Below are 20,387 nucleotides of genomic sequence, written 5' to 3'. Positions count from 1 at the left end.
GATGAAGAAATCTATATATATAATAGGTATGGCTGCCATGGGGCTGATGGCCTCATGCAGCAGCGACAGCGATTATCAGGCTGTGGCCGAGAGCACTATCAACGTGCTTTCTGCCCAGACTTCGCTCGGACCTAATGCCAGCGAGGGTGAAGTAACCGTGGACTGTACTCCTGCCAAGGCTTACACCGACGAACCTTCATGGCTCAGTGCCAGCATAGAGGGCAGCACCGTGAAGCTGGCTGCTCTTGCCAACGACTCTCGCCAGTCGCGCAACGCCAAGCTAGTTATCAAGAAGACAGAGGCCGACTCTGTGATAATCAATGTTTCCCAGTATGGCCTGGTGTTCGAGATGAACAAGGCTGATATGATTTTCAGCAGCGACGAGGCTACGGAGTTCGTGAAGGCATACAGTTCTAATTCTGATGTCAAGATTACCTATGCTCCTGAGTGGGCAAAGGCTTCGGTTGATGCCGTGAGCAAGGAATTGAAGGTATCGCTCAGCGAGAATACTACAGGTCATCTCCGTGCCGACTATATCAAGTTTCAGGTGGCAGCCGTTACCGACTCTTTCGTGGTGAAGCAGTTTGACTTCGACAAGGATATTGCCGGAGAGTATGTTTATTCTTACTACGATTTCAACGAGGATGACAAGCTGGAACTGCAGACGGTGCATGCTACATTGAGCCGCACCGAGCTTTCTATTCCTAAACTGGGCCTGGTATTCCCTATCTCTGTGAATGAGAAAACAGGTAGCGTGGAGACTCGCAGCAGCCAGTGCCTGGGTAAGGTGGGTAAGTACTTTATCTATGATACCTTCCTCGACGAGGATGGCGCTTACTACATGGGTACAGAGTCTGGAGTTATTTCTGCCACATTCAAGTATAGTGAGGAGTATGGCACTTACGGATTCTTTGGCGGTACTGCCTATAATGTCAATAATGAGTCGGGCAACTTCCTGGCTATGATTCTGCAGGTGTTCAAGGCGAAGAGTCCTTCCATGTCTAACTACTTGCTCGATCAGGGTTTGATGGTACAACCATTCCTCATGGATATACCAAAGGGCGGTGATGCATCTTCTGCCAAGCGTCAGGCTCCAGCCCTGGCTCGCCAGATGGGTCCATCTGCCAGCAGTATGGCAGCCAAGCTTGCAGTATGGCAGTCGTATCGTAAATCTTCTATCATTAAATAAACTTAAAAAGTAAGTAATCATGAAATTATTATCTACACTTTGCCTCACTTTGCTCCTGGGAGCAAGCGGCACTGCGGCGATGGCCTCCAGCAAGGCATCGTTTGCCAAGAAGTTTAAGAATGCCGATATCCATCGCCTGGTTTCTGTGCCAGGCATGGTGAATTGCAGCAACAGTGCTTACCAGATGCGCCAGGCTGGCTTTGCCACAGTGTGCAATGCTCCTACACGCGTAGGCGATACTCCTACCAATTCGGCTTCGGGCGAGGCTTACGGATGGGTTACAGGTTCTGATGGTGGCAACTGGTATTTCACCCAGAACATTACTTCAAGAGACTCTGTTTACAGCGAGTATTATACAGCTCACTTCCATGAGTCTTCAGAAATCACACTGTTCGATAACAACCACAAGCAGGTGGGCTCTATCAATATCACGGTTCCTGAAGGATGGAAGCATGTGACAGGTATTACTCCATACGGTCCTATCACCAAGAAGCTTTTCGATAAGGACGAGAAGTCTGACGAAATCCTGGTGGAGTTCCACGATGCCTTCAACGGTGCGGATAAGTATCTGACTCGTGCCTACGATGTCAATACCGGTGAAATCAAGTTCGAGATGGAGGGTACCGGTCTGGTATTCGATGCATCTAAGGGCTGGAACAGCTACCAGCGTCTGATCATGACTCACGAGTCTGATGAGAAGTATAGTATCGATGTGATAGCCCCTCCTACCTGGGGAAAGGATAAATGTTATGTGGAGTATACTTTCAACTTTGATATTGACAACCGAATCAACTATCTGCAGGGTTCTTGCTTCAACTGTATGAATGTGGATGGTACTCCTTACTATGTTCTGGCAGAGTATGATAAGCCATTTACAAATACCGAGGCAGGTGATGGTTCCTCGGATATTAAGCAGGAACCAGGCAACTTTCTGGTATTGAGAACTTTAGATAAAAATTTTGATAAGGTAGATAGCATCCGTGTATCTATCGATGCACCAGAGGGCACTCCATACCGTTCTGCTGCTTTCGGTCTCTTCGGTAACCATGATTTGTCTAAGGGCTACTTCAGCAACAGCGGCAAATTGAACTATGTGGTAGGACTTTACGATTATGCTCCTGCTTTGGATGGAGACTTGATTTCTTATGCCGTTTACGACTCAGAGAATGGTAAGTTGAAGGATATCTGCGACAAGGTAACAAGCAACAAGAGAGGTTTGCTGAATACCATCCATGGTAAGTCAGAACAGATGTGGTTCTTGCAGACCATGGGTACAAGCGAAGGTTCAGGACAGCAGATTCAGCTGGTTGATGTTCCTTCTTGCGAGAAGGTTGGTGTGTTGCCACAGAGCATTGATGGCAATGCCATCTCTTCTAATTTCGACCGTTACCCAACTGCTGCCAATGCGCAGGGCTACCAGTATGTCATTGCTTTGTCACATGCACAGTCTAATGAGGCAGGCGAGGTTCTTGCTCCTATCGCTTGGGTGAACCCTGATTGCACCATCGATCATGTTGACAGACTTAACTTGGGTCTGAAGGCAGAGAACTTCGCTCCATTGATCAACAGCACCTCACTCAACCCATATCTCTTCAATACCGATGATGATATGGAGTATGTATATATTGCCAAGAAGCGCCGCGAGGATGGCAGCAACAAGATTGACAACGTATTGGAAGTTTCCAAGCTTGATGGTACCGTTATCAAGTCATGGCGTGGTGATGATAACTATGTCTTCTCACAGGCAAGTTTCCCTGTTATGAACGATTTGGGCAAGCGCCAGATGTTTGTCGTGTTCGAGGATAGAGCGAATAATAAGTATGACATGAACTTCTACGACCTTCCTTTCACCAAGTTTGAACAGGGTGGTACTGGTACTGTAGAGGATCCATACCTGATTGCTACTACTGGTGACTTCCAGCAGCTGGCTCTGGAGCCAACCAAGAACTACAAGATGGTAGCTGATATTGATATGTCTAAGGCTGCACAGTGGTGGACTCCTGTCAAGAACTTCACTGGTTCTCTGGATGGTGATGGTCATACTATCTATAATCTTGGTGTGAAGACAACAGAGGACCATACAGGTTTGTTTGGTACCCTCGACCTCAATGGTATTGCCAAGAACCTGATCTTCGTGAACCCTACTGTAGAGGTGACCAATACCAACCAGTTTGCCGGTGTGTTGGCAGGTGAGACCAATTATACTTATGATGGTAAGGGCCAGGCTACTAATGTAGATAGCATTTTTGTTTATGGTGCCAAGATTGCAGGTGATGATCAGTCGTTTATGGCTGCGGGCGGTCTCGTTGGTAGCGCTAATCTTAAGACCAAGATCAATAACTGTTCTTTCCAGGGTGAGATTACTTTGCCTAACTCTGAGAATGTGGGTGGTATCGTTGGTCAGACTCGTACAGGCTCTAGCGTGAACGCATGTTATGCAAATGTCAATGCCACAGCCAAGACTGTTTTGGGTGGTATTGTCGGTATTGCAGGTACTCCTCATGATTACTGTAAGTTCACCAACTGCGAGGTTCGCGGTCAGTTGACAGCTGAGAATGCTGTAGGTGGATTCGTTGGTGACAATTACTTCAACGAAATCTCTAATGTGATCAGCCATGCTGATATCGTAGCAACCAGCAAGTCTGTCTGGAACGGATATGCTGCAGGTGGTATCGTTGGTATGATGGAAAGCTCCTGGACTGAAGGCGATGGTTATGTAAAGAACTGCATCTTCGACGGCTCTATCAAGGCTTTCGAGAATGGTGAAGAGGTAAGCAACCCTGCTACTACTCATCAGATTGCCGGTAGAACTATCGCTGATGAGGACTATGCTGAGGCAGAGACTCGTCTTTCTAACAACTATACTGCCAACAATGTGGGTAACACAGATGCTGCCAGCGTTGAGGGTGCCTTCAAGGCAGCCAAGGAGATGAACAAGGACTTCTTCGCAGGTTTGGAGTATGCTTACGGAAGCACTCTCGCTGAGCCTTGGAAGGAGGATGGAAGCAAGGTTCCTACTCTTTATTTCAACAATATCGCAAAGGCTCTCGCTGTTAGCGCAGATGATGTAACTGTAGGTACTGACGATGAGGGCGCTGTTGTAGTTCAGGTTTCTGTATATGGTATGGAGAACGCAGACCTGGAGTCTGACCTGGAAGTTACTGCTAGTGGTAATGCTACTGCTACTCTTGGTGAGGCTCATGGCAACAGCATCGACCTGGTTATCAAGGGTACGAAGACGGGTATCGGTGAGGTTACCGTTAGCTTCGGTGAGTTCTCTGCTACAATCAATGTAACAGTTCTCAAGAACTATGTAAGCGGTATCGAGAACGTAGAGGATGCTGCAGCTTTGGTTATCAAGGCAGCTGACGCTCAGATTTCTGCCGAGGGTGCTGACGCTATCTATGTTTACAGCGTAAACGGCAAGCTGGTAGGCAAGACTTCTGGTGCTGCTTTCAGCACAGCAGGTTTGACCTCTGGTCTCTACATCGTAAAGGCAACTGATAAGGCTGGTCATAAGGCTACAGCCAAGTTTGTTATCAAGTAAGTATGAAACAATTAATTATATTCAGTTTATTGGTGGTCTGCTTTGTGCAGGCCACCTTTGCTATTCCTGCTTATCCGAAACCTTTGAAGGTGAAGCAGGCTGATGGCTCCTGGATCACCATCCAGATGTATGGTGATGAGCATGGCCATTATGTGATGACTTCCGACGGTATTCCGCTCGTGTTCAATGCCCAGCTGCGAAACTACGAGTATGCCGACTGGAAGAATGGTGAGGTGCAGGTTAGCGGCATCAAGGCTACAGAGGCTTCTGACAGAAGTGCTCAGGTCAAGAAGTTCATCGAAAGCCAGGACAAGTCTGCCATCTTGGAATCTTTCAAGCGTGCCCGTCTGCAGCAGCTGCAGCAAACCCTTTCGTCTCGCAGGAATGCTTCTCTGAAAGCCGGCAGCAATCCTCAGAAAGAGAAATTGAACAATTTTCCAACCATTGGTGAGGTTCACTCATTGGTCATCTTGGTGCAGTTTGCTGATACCAAATTCTCTACCGTAGGTAGCGATGCACATCAGTTCTTCAACAACATGCTCAATGAACCTGGATTTACTTACAGCAATGGTGCCAATGGAAGTGCGAGAGATTTCTATCTGAACAGTTCCAATGGCAGATTCCAACCTCAGTTTGATGTCATCGGTCCTGTAACATTACCTGAGAAATATTCTTATTATGGAGCCAACAAAGGCTCTTCCGTAGATAATCCTGTCCGTCTGGAGGAATTTGTGAGAGAGGTTTGTACACTTGCTGCCCCATCGGTTGATTTCTCCCAATATGACCATAACCAGGATGGCTACATTGACAACATCTATTTTTTCTATGCCGGAAAGGGTGAGGCAGATTCAGGCGATGGCAATGCCCTCTGGCCACATTCTGCCTATTATTCGGATATCGCTACGCAGGCAGGAGCTGCCCAAACTTCGCTGAAACTGAATGGAGTAGAGGTAGGCAACTATACCTGCAGCAACGAAATCAATGGTACCCTCATCACACCTCAGCCTGCGGGCATCGGTACCTTTGTACATGAATTCGGTCATGTGCTGGGTCTTGCCGATCATTATGATGTAAATTATGGCATAACAACCTTCGCCCCTGGTTCTTTCGATACCATGGCACAGGCTTCTTACAACAACAATGGCAATACGCCTGCGGCATTCTCTGCCTATGAGCGTGCCTGTCTGGGATGGCTCGACCTGACTGTGTTGAAGAATGGGATAGATACCCTCAATGTCCTGCCTGACCTGAACGTCAGCAATAAGGCATACATGGTGCCTGTGGGAGGAACCAATGATCAGGAATACTTCATCATGGAGAACCGCCAGCAGAAAGGCTGGGATGCGTTCATTCCGGGCCATGGCATGTTGCTTTGGCATATCGATTATGATGCCAAGGCTTGGGAGAAAAATGAGTTGAACATCACTGGCACTCATCAGCGTGTGGATATCGTTGAGGCTGATAACAAGCTTACCGATAATACCCGTGCGGGAGATCCGTTCCCTGGAACATCGAATGTGACTCAATGTAATCTGACTTCCTGGGCTGGTGGCAAGGTGATGTCACTGGATGATATCGAGGAGAAGGATGGCGTCATCAATCTCATGCTCGGCGGACTTAATCTGAAACTGAATACTCCTGACGTGAAGGTTACTGAGGTCCAGGATAGCAGTATTGTGGTAGGATGGACAGATGTGCCTGTTGCCAAGCAATATGTTCTGAACATCAGCTCAGTGGTGAATGGAAAGAAAGAATTTCTGCCGCTCTATAATAATAAGGTATATACAGCAGCACAGCCTTCTCTTCATGTTGAGCGCTTGAGTCCTGAAACAACCTATGAGATTACCTTGCAGGCTAACCGTGGCTCTTATACTTCTGATGTCTACATCCAGCAGTTCACTACTGCTGCTATTCCTTTCAGCAAGTATTATGTGACTGATGTAAAGGCTACCGCAGTCGGTAAAACAGGCTTCACGGCTTCATGGAAAGGTATGGAAGCAGCAGATGATTACGTAGTCACCCTGCATAAGATGGTTTATGCAACAGAGGCAACTCAGAAGGGCTATGATTTCAGCAAAGAACTCGAGGGTATGCCATCGCTTTGGAAAACCAATGGTAACCTGAGCATGAACAATTATGGCGAGGAATCACCTTGCCTCCGTCTCAACAAGATAGATACCTATCTGAAGATGGCATCTGCCGGCAACCGTATATCTTCTGTCAAGTTCTTCGCCAAGTCATCTTCTTCAACCCAGGCAACCTTGGCAGTAGAGGCTTATCAGAATGGAGAATGGAAGCAGATAGCTACTTTGCAGGGCGGTGCAGACATGGCTTCGGGAGATACCTATAGCTATGATTTGCCGGAGTTGGCTGATTCTGTAAGACTGAATGTCATCCAGCGTACTTCCGGTGCTTTCTATATCGATGATGTGCTTTTGGGATGCAATGCATTGATTCACGAACCAGTGGCAGCCTACCAGAAGGTTTCTACCCATGGCAAGACTGAGTTCGCATTCTCAGGTCTGGAAACAGATGCTACCTATGCGCTGGTAGTAAACGCCAGCAAGAAGGGTGAACTTTCTTACAGTTCCAAGGAACTCATCGTGACACCGGCAAGTTCTACGGGTATCAGTTCTGTCACAGCCACCCCGTCACGTAATGGACAGAAGAGATTCTACGATCTTAATGGCCGCAGGGTTTCTGCCAAGGAGATGCGTCATGGCATTTATATCGTGAAGCAGGGAAACAAGGTATATAAAATCGTGAAATAATAAATACTCCAGCTTCTCAGAAGATGGATGAATACATCTCTACCCTTGAATCAGAGTGTCCAACAGTAAAGGATGAGTACTTAACCAAGCTGGATGACCTCAATGTAGAGATGAGCCAGATGTTCATGAAGCTTTATCAGGAAGACTTGACTCAGGAGCAGTTCAACGCGATGTTGGCTAGAATTGACGCTATCCTGGCTGAGGCTCAGAAGATTGTAGATGAGGCTAAAGAGGCTGAGAAGGTTGCAACCGGCATCAGCGGCATCACTGTCAGCAGGCTGTCAAGGCAGGCAAGGTTTACTCTATCGACGGCAAGCGCATAAGCAAGTCTGCCAAGGGTCTTGTTATTATCAATGGCAAGAAGGTGATTTTAAAGTAAGTTATATATCTTCTCTCGAGCCCACGAAGTAGGGCTTTAAATAGACTTCATTTCGGCTTCCTCGGTCTTTGTGCTGAGGGAGCTTTTTTTTTGCTTATCCTGAGCAGAAAAGCGCAAACTAAGTTAAATATTCATAAAAGTTTAGGGTTAAAACTCGTAACCTACACATAATCAAATAAAAATGTGTAATTTTGCAGTCCGATTATTTCGGGGATACACTTAGAGTCCCCTGGGTATGGTGTGTTAATAGCACTTCCTGTGGCCGGGATTTGCGGTTAGTGAATCACCTATCCGAAACATAAGTGAGTAAGAAAAGATTAAAAACGTTTTTTAGTAGTAAATTTAAATTTTAAAATGGACACATTAAGTTTCAAGACTATCTCTGTTAATAAGGAGACAGCTAAGAAAGAGTGGGTTGTAATCGACGCAACAGACCAGGTAGTAGGTCGCCTTTGCTCAAAGGTTGCTAAGTTGCTTCGCGGTAAGTACAAGCCAACTTTCACTCCACACGTAGATTGTGGTGACAACGTAATCATTATCAATGCAGCTAAGGTTGTATTCTCTGGCAAGAAGGAGACTGATAAGGTTTACACACGTTACACTGGTTACCCTGGTGGTCAGCGCTTCAATACTCCAGCTGAGTTGCGCAAGCGTCCTGATGGAATGGACAAGATCCTCCGTCATGCAATTAAGGGTATGTTGCCAAAGGGCCCTCTCGGTCGCTCTTTGATGGACAACCTCTTCATTTACGATGGCACAGAGCACAAGCATGAGGCTCAGCAGCCAAAGGCAATTGATATTAACCAGTATAAATAATTAAGGTAGAATGGAAGTAATTAATGCAATTGGTCGCCGTAAGAGCGCTGTAGCTCGCGTATACCTCACAGAGGGTACAGGTAAGATCACAATCAACAAGAAAGATATTGAAACATATTTCCCATCAGCAATCCTTCGCTATGTAGTAAAGCAGCCATTGCAGTTGCTCGAAGCTGAGGGTAAGTATGATATTAAGGCAAACCTCGACGGTGGTGGTTTCACCGGTCAGAGCCAGGCTCTCCGCCTCGCTATCGCTCGCGCTCTCGTTAAGATCGACGCTAACGATAAGAAGGCATTGAAGGATGCAGGCTTCATGACACGTGACTCACGTGCTGTAGAGCGTAAGAAGCCAGGTCAGCCAAAGGCTCGTCGTCGCTTCCAGTTCAGCAAGCGTTAATCTTATACATATATTTTATTATATATTCAGATTATTATAGCTGAGCTAAAAAGTTTAGTATCTAAATCGGTGAGATTCCATTAATCGGGGACTACTCATCGACTGATTCTAGCTAGAATTCAAAAGAAAGTAAACACAATTTAAAAAGAAAAGACAATGTCAAGAACAAATTTTGACCAGTTACTTCAGGCAGGTTGCCACTTCGGACACCTCCGTCGCAAGTGGAACCCAGCAATGGCTCCTTACATCTTCATGGAGCGTAACGGTATTCATATTATCGACCTCAACAAGACTGTTGCTAAGGTTGACGAGGCTGCTGAGGCCCTCAAGGAAATCGCCAAGACAGGTAAGAAAATCCTGTTTGTCGCTACTAAAAAACAAGCTAAGGATGTAGTTGCCGAGAAGGCAGCTTCTGTAAATATGCCATACGTTAACGAGCGTTGGGCTGGTGGTATGCTTACCAACTTCCCTACAATCCGTAAGGCAGTTAAGAAAATGACAAACATAGACAAGTTGATGAACGATGGTACATTCTCTAACCTCTCTAAGCGTGAGTTGCTGCAGATCAGCCGCCAGCGCGCTAAGTTGGAGAAGAACCTCGGTTCTATCGCTGACTTGAGCCGTCTCCCTAGCGCACTCTTCGTTATCGACGTAATGAAGGAGCACATCGCTGTTAAGGAGGCTAACCGTCTTGGTATTCCAGTTTTCGGTATCGTTGATACAAACTCAGATCCTAAGAATATCGACTACGTTATCCCAGCTAATGATGACGCTAAGGACTCAGTAGAGGCTATCCTCACTGCTGTTTGCGGTGCTATCGCTGAGGGTATCGAGGAGCGTAAGGCTGAGAAGGCTGACGACAAGGCTGCTGCTGAGCAGAAGGATCAGCCTAAGAAGAAGGCTGCTCGCAAGGACGAGGCTGAGTAATTAGGCAAACAAAAATATACTGGAGCCATTGATTCTGTTTTATGATTCGATGGCTTTAGTACTTTTAAAGCAAAGATTATTATTAACTTTTAATATTAAAAAATATTATGGCTGTTTCAATTGAAGATATCAAGAAACTTCGCGCTATGACTGGTGCTGGTCTTGCTGACGTTAAGAAGGCACTCACAGAGGCTGAAGGTGATTTCGATAAGGCAAAGGAGTTGCTCCGTGAGCGTGGTCTCGCTATCGCTGCTAAGCGTTCTGACCGTGAGACTTCTAACGGTTGCGTTCTCGTTAAGAAGGTTAACGATTTCGCTGCTATCATCGCTCTCAAGTGTGAGACAGACTTCGTTGCTAACGGTGCAGACTTCATCAAGTTGACATCTGACATCCTCGACGCTGCTATCGCTGCAAAGGCTCATACTCTCGACGAGGTGAAGGCTTTGAAGGTTGGCGAGTCTGATGCTCAGGCTGCTGTTACACAGCGTTCTGGTATCACCGGTGAGAAGATGGAGCTCGACGGCTACTGCGTTCTCGAGGGTGACAACATCGAGGTTTACGACCACATGAACAAGCACACTTTGTGTACTATGGTTCAGCTTAACGAGAACAACGAAGAGGCTGGTCACAAGATAGCTATGCAGGTAGCTGCTATGCGCCCTGTAGCTCTCGACGAGTCTTCTGTTTCTGAGGAGACTAAGAAGACTGAGCTCGAGGTTGCTGTTGCCAAGACTAAGGAAGAGCTCGTAGAGAAGGCTGTTAACGCAGCTTTGAAGAAGGCTGGCATCAACCCAGCTCACGTTGACTCTGAGGATCACATTGAGAGCAACACCAAGAAGGGTTGGTTGACACCTGAGCAGGCTGAAGAGGCTCGCAACATCAAGAAGACTGTAGGTGAGGAGAAGGCTGCTTCTTTGAACCCAACTATGATCCAGAACATCGCTAACGGTCGTCTGGCTAAGTTCTTCAAGGAGAACTGCCTCGTTGACCAGGAGTTCCAGTTCGGTGATGGCGACAAGCAGACAGTTGCTCAGTACCTCGCTTCTCAGAGCAAGGATCTCAAGATTGTTGCTTACCAGCGTTTTACTCTTGCTGCTGAGTAATCATTATTCGGAAGCAACTGTTAATTTGACTTATAGTTAAATTAGAATATCCGGGAGTTATGGAGTTAAAGCTTTGCTTTGCTTCTAACTCCCATTTCTTTTTTATAAATATTTTTGAGTTATGAAGATATTTGCTATCGGTATGAACTATACCGAACACAATAAATCGCTCCATGGTACGTTATCTAAACCAGAGCGTCCTGTTATCTTTACCAAGGCAGACTCGGCGCTGCTCAACAACGGCAAGCCTTTCTTCATTCCAGACCATCTGGGAAGAATTGAATATGAGACTGAATTGGTGGTGAGAATCTGTAAGTTGGGAAAGACCATTCCGCAGCGTTTCGCCCACCGCTATTATGATGCGGTGACCGTGGGCATCGACTTTACCGCCCGCGAGATGCAGAAGAAGCTGAGAGAGGCTGGACAGCCATGGGAACTTGCCAAGGGATTCGACGGTTCGGCTGCCATCGGAGAATGGGTAGACATCCAGAAGTTCCGTGACATCCAGGCCATCCATTTCCATCTCAACATCAACGGTGAGAACGTGCAGGAGGGCTGTTCCAGCGATATGCTCTACAAGGTGGATGAGATTATCTCCTACATCAGCCAGTACTTCACGCTGAAGACGGGCGACCTGCTCTATACGGGCTGTCCTACTGGTTGCGGTCCGGTGAAGATTGACGACCATCTGGAGGGCTATCTGGAAGACAGAAAGGTGCTCGATTTTATGTGTAAATAATCAAAAGATAGAATTCTAGGTAGGAATATATGAATATGAGTAAGACTTTTCGGATATGGTGGATAGGGTTGTGCCTTCTCTTCATGGCATTGCCCGTTTCGGCACAGAAGTTCTTTAACCTCACTTCGGATGAAGTGAAGGTAGACTCTGTCTTGCCGCAATTCATCTATTCCTATCCCTTGCAGGGTGATTATCAGGATTCCATTTATACCGTAGAGCTGAAATATCCGGAATATATCGATATGTCGGCTGATGATATTGCGCATTATAATCATCTTTCCGGTGCCATTCTGCCTGGTCAGGTGGTGGTAAACCAGAAGGTGATGGAATGCCGCAAGAAGGGAGTCCTGATGATTTCTCTTTCTCCGCTCCTCTTTAGGCAGAACAGATATCAGGCGCTGGTGAGCTTTATGCTCGATGTCAAGGCGCAGCCCTTGAAGCGGGCACAGCAGGAAGCCGGCAAGGAAAACCTGATGAAAAGCCGTGCTGCGGGCAAATCGGCTTCGCTCTATGCTGACCATTCTGTCCTGGCATCGGGAGCATGGGCTAAGATTAGAGTGAGCCAATCGGGCATTCATCAATTGACGGATGCCGTGGTGCGCCAAGCCGGATTCTCTAATATAAATAAGGTGAAGATTTATGGCTATGGCGGAAATCTGCAGAATGAGGCGCTTATAGCCGGTGAACTGAAGAAGCTTGATGATTTGCAGGAAGTGCCGCAATGTATTGTTGATGGCAAGCACTATTTCTATGCCAAGGGACCTGTAAGCTGGGAGGACAAGACTTCTATCCAGCGCATCCGGAATCCTTATTCTGATTACGGATATTATTTCATTACCCAGACTGGGGAAGAGCCTGCACGGATGGATTCTGCCACCTTTATATCTACCTATTTTCCCCAGGCAGAAGACTATCATTCGCTCTATGAGAAGGATGGATACAGCTGGTTCCCTGGAGGAAGGAATCTCTTCGACCCTACCGAAGTACCGTTGGGAGGCAAACAGCAGGTAGCCATCGTCAATCAGACCGGAAGCAGTAACGGAAAGTTGACCGTTGGGGTTACGATGGGTGTCAATGGTTCGGTAGAAGTTCAGAAGAATGGCGTTTATCTGGGAACCATCACCCTGCAGAAGTCGGTGACCTCTGATGCTTCCTACCAGATGGCAGTAGAGAGCTTTGCCACCTATCCACTAAAGGATTTATCAGAAAAGGATACCATCACCCTGCTGCCGAAGACGGGAGGTCCGATGCATCTCGACTATGTGGCGATGACTTGGGAGAAGCCTGTCCCTTTCCCTGGATTCACAGGCATGGTGCCTGCAGCACAGTATGTTTATGGCATCACCAATCAGGACCATCATGCTGACGGGGCGGCTGATATGGTCATCATCATCCCTACCTCCCAGAAATTACTGAAACAAGCTAAAAGACTGAAAGAATTTCATGAAACCCATGACGGGTTGAGAGTTACGATAGTGCCGGCTGATGAACTCTATAACGAGTTTGCCAGCGGAACCCCTGATGCCAATGCCTATCGCCGCTATCTGAGAATGCTCTACGACAAGGCTCAGACCGAGGCGGATATGCCTAAGTATCTGCTGATGTTTGGCGATTGCGTCTGGGACAACCGAATGCTGACGGCAAGCTGTAAGACGCTGAATCCTGACGACTATCTGCTTTGCTATGAGAGCGAGGAGTCTTTCTGCAAGGTGCATTGCTTCGTGAGCGACAGCTGGCTGGGCATCCTGGGCGAAGGAAAGGGAACGGATCCGAGAACCGAACTGCAGGATGTGGGTGTGGGAAGATTCCCGGTAACCACCGTCGACGAGGCTAGGATTATGGTAGACAAGACCATCAACTATGCCAACAACCAGAATGCTGGTGCCTGGCAGAACACCTTGATGTTCATGGGTGATGATGGCAACAACAATCTCCACATGAAGGATGCCAACGAGGTGGCTGATTTCATCTCTTCCCTCTATTCGGGCTATCTCGTCAGGAAGGTGATGTGGGATGCTTATAACCGTGTCACCTCTTCTACCGGAAATACCTATCCCGAAGCTACCAAGATTATCAAGCAGCAGCAGACCGCTGGAGCATTAATCATGGATTATGCCGGACATGCCAGCGAAACGCAGCTCTCTCATGAGGGCGTGCTGAAGATAGCTGATTTCAGGGAGTTCCGAAATGTCAATCTGCCTCTGTGGGTTACTGCCTGCTGCGATATTATGCCGTTTGACGGAGTGACTTCCAATATCGGCGAAGAGGCGGTGCTCAATGCTGGCGGCGGTGCTGTGGCTTTCTATGGTACAACCCGTACGGTTTATGCCCTGGAAAACAAGTATATCAACCGTGCTTTCATGCGCAGGGTACTGAGTAGGGTAGACGGCAAGCCGATAACGTTGGGCGAGGCACATCGTCTGGCTCAGAATGACATCATGATGGGCGCTGTGGTCCAGGGAGAAAAGGATAATTCCGAGAATCATCTCCAGTTTTCGCTGCTGGGAGATCCTGCCCTCTCGCTCAATCTGCCTCAGATGAAGGTGGTGGTAGACTCCATCAATGGGGTGGATTGCCGACAGACAGATGCGGTGGCGAAACTGAAGGCAGGTTCTATTGCCCGAATTGCCGGACATATTGAAGGGGCAGAGGATTATCAGGGTGTGGTGACTGCTACGGTTCGCGATTCCAGAAATCAGATTACCTGTAAGTTGAACGATACTTCTGATGATGGAGCTTCTGAGGCTTTCAGGTTCTATGACCGTCAGAAAACCCTCTTCAATGGTTCTGATAGTGTAAGAAATGGTCAGTTTGTCCTCTCCTTTGCTGTTCCTAAGGATATTAATTATTCGGATAGTGCGGGTCTGGTGAATCTCTTTGCCATCAACGGCAGCAAGAACCAGCCGGTGCAGGGGGCTTCCGACCGTTTCCTGGTGGGAGGCAGTGAGGAGATGCAGAACGATTCCATCGGTCCTTCCATCTATTGCTATCTCAATTCTCCTTCTTTCACGGATGGCGGAAGGGTGAATGCCACTCCTTATTTCGTGGCACAGATTACGGATAAGGACGGAGTGAATGTGTCTGGTAGCGGTATCGGACATGACCTGCAGCTCGTGATAGATGGAGATATGTCGAAGACCTATGTGCTCAACGATCATTTCACGTATGATTTCGGAAGCTATACCAGTGGTTCCACTTATTACAGCATTCCGGAGTTGGAGCCGGGCAAGCATCAGCTGATGTTCCGTGCATGGGATATCCAGAACAACAGTTCTACGGTCCGGCTGAACTTCAACGTGGTGAAGGGACTTACGCCTAATCTCTTCCAGGTGGGCGTGACGGAGAATCCTGCCCGTAATTCTACTACCTTCATCATCTCTCATGATAGGGCAGAGAGCAATATGGATGTGGTGATAGAACTCTATGATACTTCCGGTCGTCAGATATGGCGGCATGCAGAAAATGGAGTTCCTGCTTCTGGGACCTATACCGTGAAATGGGACTTGACGGTTGATGGCGGGCGACCTTTGTCTACAGGTCTCTACCTCTATCGGGTAAGGATTGCTGCCGGGGGTAGCAGTTATGCATCGAAAACCCAAAAACTGATAGTAATCAAATAGATAATATAAAAAATAAACATAATATGAATCAGACTTTCAGAATAATCATAGTAGGAGTCCTCTCCTGTCTGTCCTTGGGAGTGAAGGCGGCAGATGATGATGATACAAAGGAAAAGTTGTTCAATCCTGTCAATTACGCTGTCATATCGCAGACCATTGCGCCTGATGCCCGTGGTGGCGGTTTGGGTGATGTGGGTGCGGCTACCGACCCGGATGTCAACTCCCAGTATTGGAACCCGGCAAAGTATCCGTTCAATATTTCGCGTGCAGGTGTCTCCCTGAACTTCACCCCTTGGCTGCGTTCATTGGTCAATGACATGAACCTTGCCTATCTGTCTGGTTATTACCGCATTGGCGATTATAGTGCCGTCTCTGCCTCCTTGCGCTATTTTAATATGGGCGAGGTATATACCGAAGATCCGGGTGTCAATCCGAATGCCAATCCGAATGCCATGACCATCAATCCATACGAAATGTCATTCGATGTGGCTTATTCTCTGATGCTCAGTGAGAAGTTTTCGCTTGCAGCAGCCATCCGCTGGATTTATTCTGATATGCGTTTCGATTACAAGGAGGACAGTTCTCCGGCTTCTGCCTTTGCTGCCGATATTGCCGCCTATTATCAGAACTATGTGGTTATCGGTCAGCGTGAATGCCAGCTGGGTGTGGGTTTGAATATTTCCAATATCGGTAGCAAGATTACTTTCAGCGGTGAGGAGTATAGCGAGTTCCTGCCTGCCAATCTCCGTCTGGGAGCTTCCCTGATGATTCCTATCGATGAGTACAACCGTATTACCCTGGCTGCCGATGCCAACAAGTTCCTCGTTCCTACGGTTCCACAGCAGGAAGAGGGTGAGGATGCGGCTGAATATAAGGATCGTGTGCTCAGGGAATATAATGATGTTTCTGCCATCAGCGGTATTTTCAAGAGTTTCAGCGATGCGCCGGGCGGCTTCAAGGAAGAGATGGAGGAAATCAACTATGGCTTGGGTGCCGAATATGTTTACAATGATAAGTTTGCGTTGCGTGCCGGTTATCATCACGAGAGTCAGAGCAAGGGCAACCGCAAGTATTTCACCGTGGGTGCTGGTTTCAAGATGAACGTGTTCTCCCTGGATGCTGCCTATGTGGTGGCTACAGCCAAGAGTAATCCGCTCGACCAGACGCTCCGCTTCACCCTCTCCTTTGATATGGACGGTCTCAAGGACCTCTTTAAGAGATAATGTATAATTTATAATGTATAATTTATAATGATGAATATTCGTGTAGGATTTGGATATGATGTCCACAAGCTGGTGGCAGACCGAGACTTGTGGCTGGGTGGCATCAAGATAGATTATGAACTGGGATTGCTGGGTCATAGTGATGCCGATGTATTGATACATGCCATTTGCGATGCTTTGCTGGGGGCTGCCAATATGCGTGATATTGGTTATCACTTCCCGGATACGGCTGCCGAGACGCTCAATGTGGATTCCAAGATATTGCTCCGCAAGACGATGGACCTGATTGCTACCAAGGGCTATTCCCTGGGCAATATTGATGCTACCGTCTGTGCTGAGCGACCTAAGCTCAATCCGCATGTCCCTGCCATGAAGGCGTGCCTGGCTGAAGTGATGGGAGTAGACGAAGACCAGATTTCCATCAAGGCTACAACCACCGAAAAGCTTGGCTTTACGGGAAGAATGGAGGGTATCTCGGCTTATGCTACAGTGTTGATAAAAAGGGCATAATTACACTTAATAGCTGTTAAGAACTATTGAATTATTGCAATTCGATTGATGTAAATCAAAAAAATATTCATAAAAGGAGTGTTTTTTTGATAAAACATTTGGTGGATAGAAAAAATCATTGTATCTTTGCAGCGTCAAAAGGTTAATAGATTGTTTAGGTTAGTAGTAATAGATTTAGGTTTTTAGTTATTAGGTTTTAAGGTAGATTGTTTAACAGAAAATTGATGAAGGTCGTGAGACTATCTTTGATTAGAATTTTTAAGTTAAACATATTGCATGCCACAGCTCGTTGAGAGTTGTGGCATGTTTTTTATGCATTCCTCTGTTTTTATTTCTTCTTTCTGAAATCGTTTAGTTTGCGTTTCTTGCAATCTTTTTCTTCTTTCCCAATTCCCTCAGGACATTTCCTAGTGCTTTTTGGTGATATGGTTGTCTGACAGCTCTCTTAAAAGAGTACTATAAGTCGTCGGAAGAATAAGGATATATTTCCGTAAGATATAGGTATCTTGGCCGCACAACAGCTGTTGTGCGCTCGCATATCAGCTGTTGTGCACATGTCCACCACGTGTTGTGCAGCCGTAGCTCGGCCGTTGTGCGGTCATCTGTCTATACTGAAACAAAACTCCCCAACCCGCTTGAGAAAGTAGGTTGGGGGATAGTTTTCCGTGCTCATGTTCAAGGGGTCAAAAAGGTATGGAACAGCGTAATTTGCGCAATCTGCATGAGTTTTTTCTTGTTTTTCTTTTGTTTGCACATTTTTTTCCTTACCTTTGCAATCGTAAAATATATTAGCAATGCGAGTACTCATAGTAAATACAAGTGAGAAGGCGGGAGGAGCTGCTGTTGCAGCCAATCGCCTGATGGACGCCCTTAACAACAATGGTGTTAAGGCCAAGATGTTGGTGCGCGATAAGGTGAGCGAGGATATTACGGTTGTGGGACTGCCCCGTTCGCTCAAGTCACAGTGGAGTTTCCTTTGGGAGCGCTGGTGCATTTTCTGGCATTTGCATTTTTCCAAAAAGAATCTCTTTGCCCTAGATATAGCCAATGCCGGAAACGATATCACTTCCCTGCCCGAATTCAAGGAGGCTGACGTGATTCATCTGCATTGGGTGAATCAGGGAATGCTGTCGCTGAAAGGTATCAGGAAAATCTTGAATAGCGGCAAGCCGGTAGTCTGGACCATGCACGACATCTGGCCTGCTTCTTCCATCTGCCACCTCACCCTGGGATGTCATCACTATAATAACGGATGCGGCAACTGTAAGTATCTGCCTCAGGGAGGAGGCAAGAACGACTTATCGGCCCGTATCTGGAAGAAAAAACAGAAAGTGTACAGCGCTGGAAGCATTTCGTTCGTAACCTGCAGCCGCTGGCTGGCTTCCGAGGCAAAGCTCAGCGGACTTCTTGCCGGTCAGCGGATAGAAACCATCCCGAATCCTATAGATACGCATCTCTATCGTCCGGAAGACAAGAAGGAGGCGCGCCTGCGAACTCATCTGCCAGCGGACAAGCACATCATATTGTTCATTGCCCAAAAGGCGACCAATCCTTACAAGGGAATGGATTATCTGATAGAAGCCTGCCTGCTGATGAGCGAAACCTATCCGGAGATGCGGGACAATACCTGCGTGGCAATCCTTGGCGGTCATGGTGAGGATTTCGAAGGCAAACTGCCTTTCCCGACCATATCCCTGGGCTATGTAAGCGAGGATAAGAGCATTGTTGACATTTATAATGCGGCAGACGTATTCGTCCTGCCTTCCCTGTCGGAGAATCTTCCGAATACCATCATGGAAGCCATGGCATGTGGAGTGCCTAGCGTAGGATTCAAGGTGGGAGGCATTCCGGAGATGATAGACCACCGCAGGAATGGCTATGTAGCCAACTACCGGGATGCCAAGAATCTGGCTGCCGGCATCCACTGGGTACTCTTCGAGGCAGACCAGGAGAATATCAAGACCGCATGCCTCCAGAAGGTGATGCACAATTATTCACAACATGCTGTTGCTTTGCAATATATTGAGGTATATAACCAGGCGATGGCTTTCAAACACTATCGTATATGATCAAATTCACAGTTGTTACCTGTACCTACAATGCGGCATCCGTATTGCAGCGTACACTGGACAGTATCCAGCGCCAGACGTATTGCAATATAGAACACATCATCATGGATGGCGGTTCGAAGGACAAGACCCTCTCAATGGTGAAGACCTATGAGCACAAGACCGAAGCAGGTGAGAATGCTCATCAGATAGTGGTGGTTTCAGAACCCGACAAGGGACTCTATGATGCGATGAACAAGAGTATCGACCGGGCAACAGGCGATTACCTGGTGTTTATGAATGCCGGAGATGTGTTCCCGTCGGATGATACCCTGGAGCTGGTAGAAGGATGTGTGGGTGAAGGTGAAGACCTGCCGGGCGTGCTCTACGGCGATACGGATATCGTGAATATGGAAGGACGATTCCTGCGCCATCGCCGGTTGACTCCACCGAAGAAGCTGACCTGGCGTTCCTTTAAATGGGGCATGCTGGTGTGCCATCAGTCTTTCTATGCCCGTACTGATATCGCCAAGCAGATTCATTACGACCTGCATTACCGTTATTCGGCAGATGTAGACTGGTGCATCAGAATCATGAAGGAGTCGGCTCGCAGAGGATTACCGCTGCGCAATGTGCATACGGTGCTGACGAATTTCCTGGATGGCGGAATGACCAGTCAGTATCACAAGGCATCGCTGAAGGAGCGTTTCCAGGTGATGAAAACCCATTATGGTCTACTTACAACCCTCTGTGTCCATGCCTGGTTTGCGGTAAGAGGTGTACTGAAACGATAAAAAAGAAGGAATTTGAATAGGGGTAAAAAATAGAAAAGAAGTATTTGAGGTTGTTTTATTTACACTATAAAAATAGAATTTACACCCTAAAAAACAATTATTATACCCTGCGTATTCAAAAATCCACTATCTTTGCAATCGAAATAAAGACAGATCAGTGTGGTGGCACGTAAACATGTCATTTACACTCAAGATATTTTTTCATAAGAAATTTAAGTTTAGTGTTATCTAGAATTGATATTTAATTTGGTATTTTAGCCGTATAATTCGGTTTATTTATGGTTCAACAGGTATTTAAAATATATCAGGTGAGAAATTACCTGA

Annotated in this window: 14 protein-coding genes; all 14 read left to right on the top strand. The window is 47.0% G+C overall.

The window, feature by feature from the left end; translation table 11 throughout:
* Position 1 precedes the first annotated feature (1 nt).
* The 14 genes from ACTQ16_RS01105 (at position 2) to ACTQ16_RS01040 (ending at position 20,063) form a co-directional block, all read left to right on the top strand.
* The gene (locus ACTQ16_RS01105) at positions 2 to 1,189 is read left to right on the top strand and encodes a BACON domain-containing protein (RefSeq protein WP_441935690.1); all 1,188 of its coding nucleotides are present in this window, start codon (positions 2 to 4) and stop codon (positions 1,187 to 1,189) included.
* A gap of 19 nt (positions 1,190 to 1,208) precedes the next feature.
* The gene (locus ACTQ16_RS01100) at positions 1,209 to 4,736 is read left to right on the top strand and encodes a T9SS type A sorting domain-containing protein (protein WP_441935688.1); all 3,528 of its coding nucleotides are present in this window, start codon (positions 1,209 to 1,211) and stop codon (positions 4,734 to 4,736) included.
* Between the two features lie 2 nt (positions 4,737 to 4,738).
* Positions 4,739 to 7,507, top strand: coding sequence for a M6 family metalloprotease domain-containing protein (locus ACTQ16_RS01095; RefSeq protein WP_441935686.1), 2,769 nt, complete (start codon positions 4,739 to 4,741; stop codon positions 7,505 to 7,507).
* 23 nt (positions 7,508 to 7,530) lie between these two features.
* On the top strand, positions 7,531 to 7,830 hold the full coding sequence (locus ACTQ16_RS01090) for a hypothetical protein (RefSeq protein ID WP_441935684.1): 300 nt from the start codon (positions 7,531 to 7,533) through the stop codon (positions 7,828 to 7,830).
* A 410-nt stretch (positions 7,831 to 8,240) separates the two neighbouring features.
* Complete coding sequence (gene rplM / locus ACTQ16_RS01085) at positions 8,241 to 8,702, top strand: 50S ribosomal protein L13 (RefSeq protein WP_153125664.1); 462 nt, start codon at positions 8,241 to 8,243, stop codon at positions 8,700 to 8,702.
* Between the two features lie 10 nt (positions 8,703 to 8,712).
* Positions 8,713 to 9,099, top strand: coding sequence for a 30S ribosomal protein S9 (gene rpsI / locus ACTQ16_RS01080; protein WP_006848006.1), 387 nt, complete (start codon positions 8,713 to 8,715; stop codon positions 9,097 to 9,099).
* A 156-nt stretch (positions 9,100 to 9,255) separates the two neighbouring features.
* Positions 9,256 to 10,026, top strand: coding sequence for a 30S ribosomal protein S2 (rpsB, locus tag ACTQ16_RS01075; RefSeq protein ID WP_153125662.1), 771 nt, complete (start codon positions 9,256 to 9,258; stop codon positions 10,024 to 10,026).
* Between the two features lie 107 nt (positions 10,027 to 10,133).
* The gene (gene tsf / locus ACTQ16_RS01070; RefSeq protein WP_294969169.1) at positions 10,134 to 11,129 is read left to right on the top strand and encodes a translation elongation factor Ts; all 996 of its coding nucleotides are present in this window, start codon (positions 10,134 to 10,136) and stop codon (positions 11,127 to 11,129) included.
* A 121-nt stretch (positions 11,130 to 11,250) separates the two neighbouring features.
* Positions 11,251 to 11,868, top strand: coding sequence for a fumarylacetoacetate hydrolase family protein (locus ACTQ16_RS01065; protein WP_089544418.1), 618 nt, complete (start codon positions 11,251 to 11,253; stop codon positions 11,866 to 11,868).
* Positions 11,869 to 11,903: 35 nt separating this feature from the next.
* Positions 11,904 to 15,488 (top strand): type IX secretion system sortase PorU, encoded by a 3,585-nt coding sequence (gene porU, locus ACTQ16_RS01060; RefSeq protein WP_441935681.1) that lies wholly within the window; start codon positions 11,904 to 11,906, stop codon positions 15,486 to 15,488.
* 23 nt (positions 15,489 to 15,511) lie between these two features.
* A complete protein-coding gene (gene porV, locus ACTQ16_RS01055; RefSeq protein ID WP_441935679.1) occupies positions 15,512 to 16,711 on the top strand; it encodes a type IX secretion system outer membrane channel protein PorV in 1,200 nt (399 codons plus the stop codon).
* Between the two features lie 30 nt (positions 16,712 to 16,741).
* A complete protein-coding gene (gene ispF / locus ACTQ16_RS01050; protein ID WP_441935863.1) occupies positions 16,742 to 17,221 on the top strand; it encodes a 2-C-methyl-D-erythritol 2,4-cyclodiphosphate synthase in 480 nt (159 codons plus the stop codon).
* Positions 17,222 to 18,015: 794 nt separating this feature from the next.
* Positions 18,016 to 19,290, top strand: coding sequence for a glycosyltransferase family 4 protein (locus ACTQ16_RS01045; RefSeq protein WP_441935677.1), 1,275 nt, complete (start codon positions 18,016 to 18,018; stop codon positions 19,288 to 19,290).
* Positions 19,287 to 20,063: a glycosyltransferase family 2 protein gene (locus ACTQ16_RS01040; RefSeq protein ID WP_264951227.1), complete on the top strand. Its 777-nt coding sequence runs from the start codon at positions 19,287 to 19,289 to the stop codon at positions 20,061 to 20,063. Before ACTQ16_RS01045 ends, ACTQ16_RS01040 begins: the two co-directional genes overlap by 4 nt.
* Positions 20,064 to 20,387 lie beyond the last annotated feature (324 nt).

Origin of the sequence: Prevotella sp. LCP21S3_D2, assembly GCF_052118345.1 — a bacterium.
Taxonomy (GTDB): Bacteria; Bacteroidota; Bacteroidia; order Bacteroidales; family Bacteroidaceae; genus Prevotella.
The sequence above is the reverse complement of the archived record's forward strand: the minus strand, read 5'-3'. Positions and strand labels throughout refer to the sequence as shown.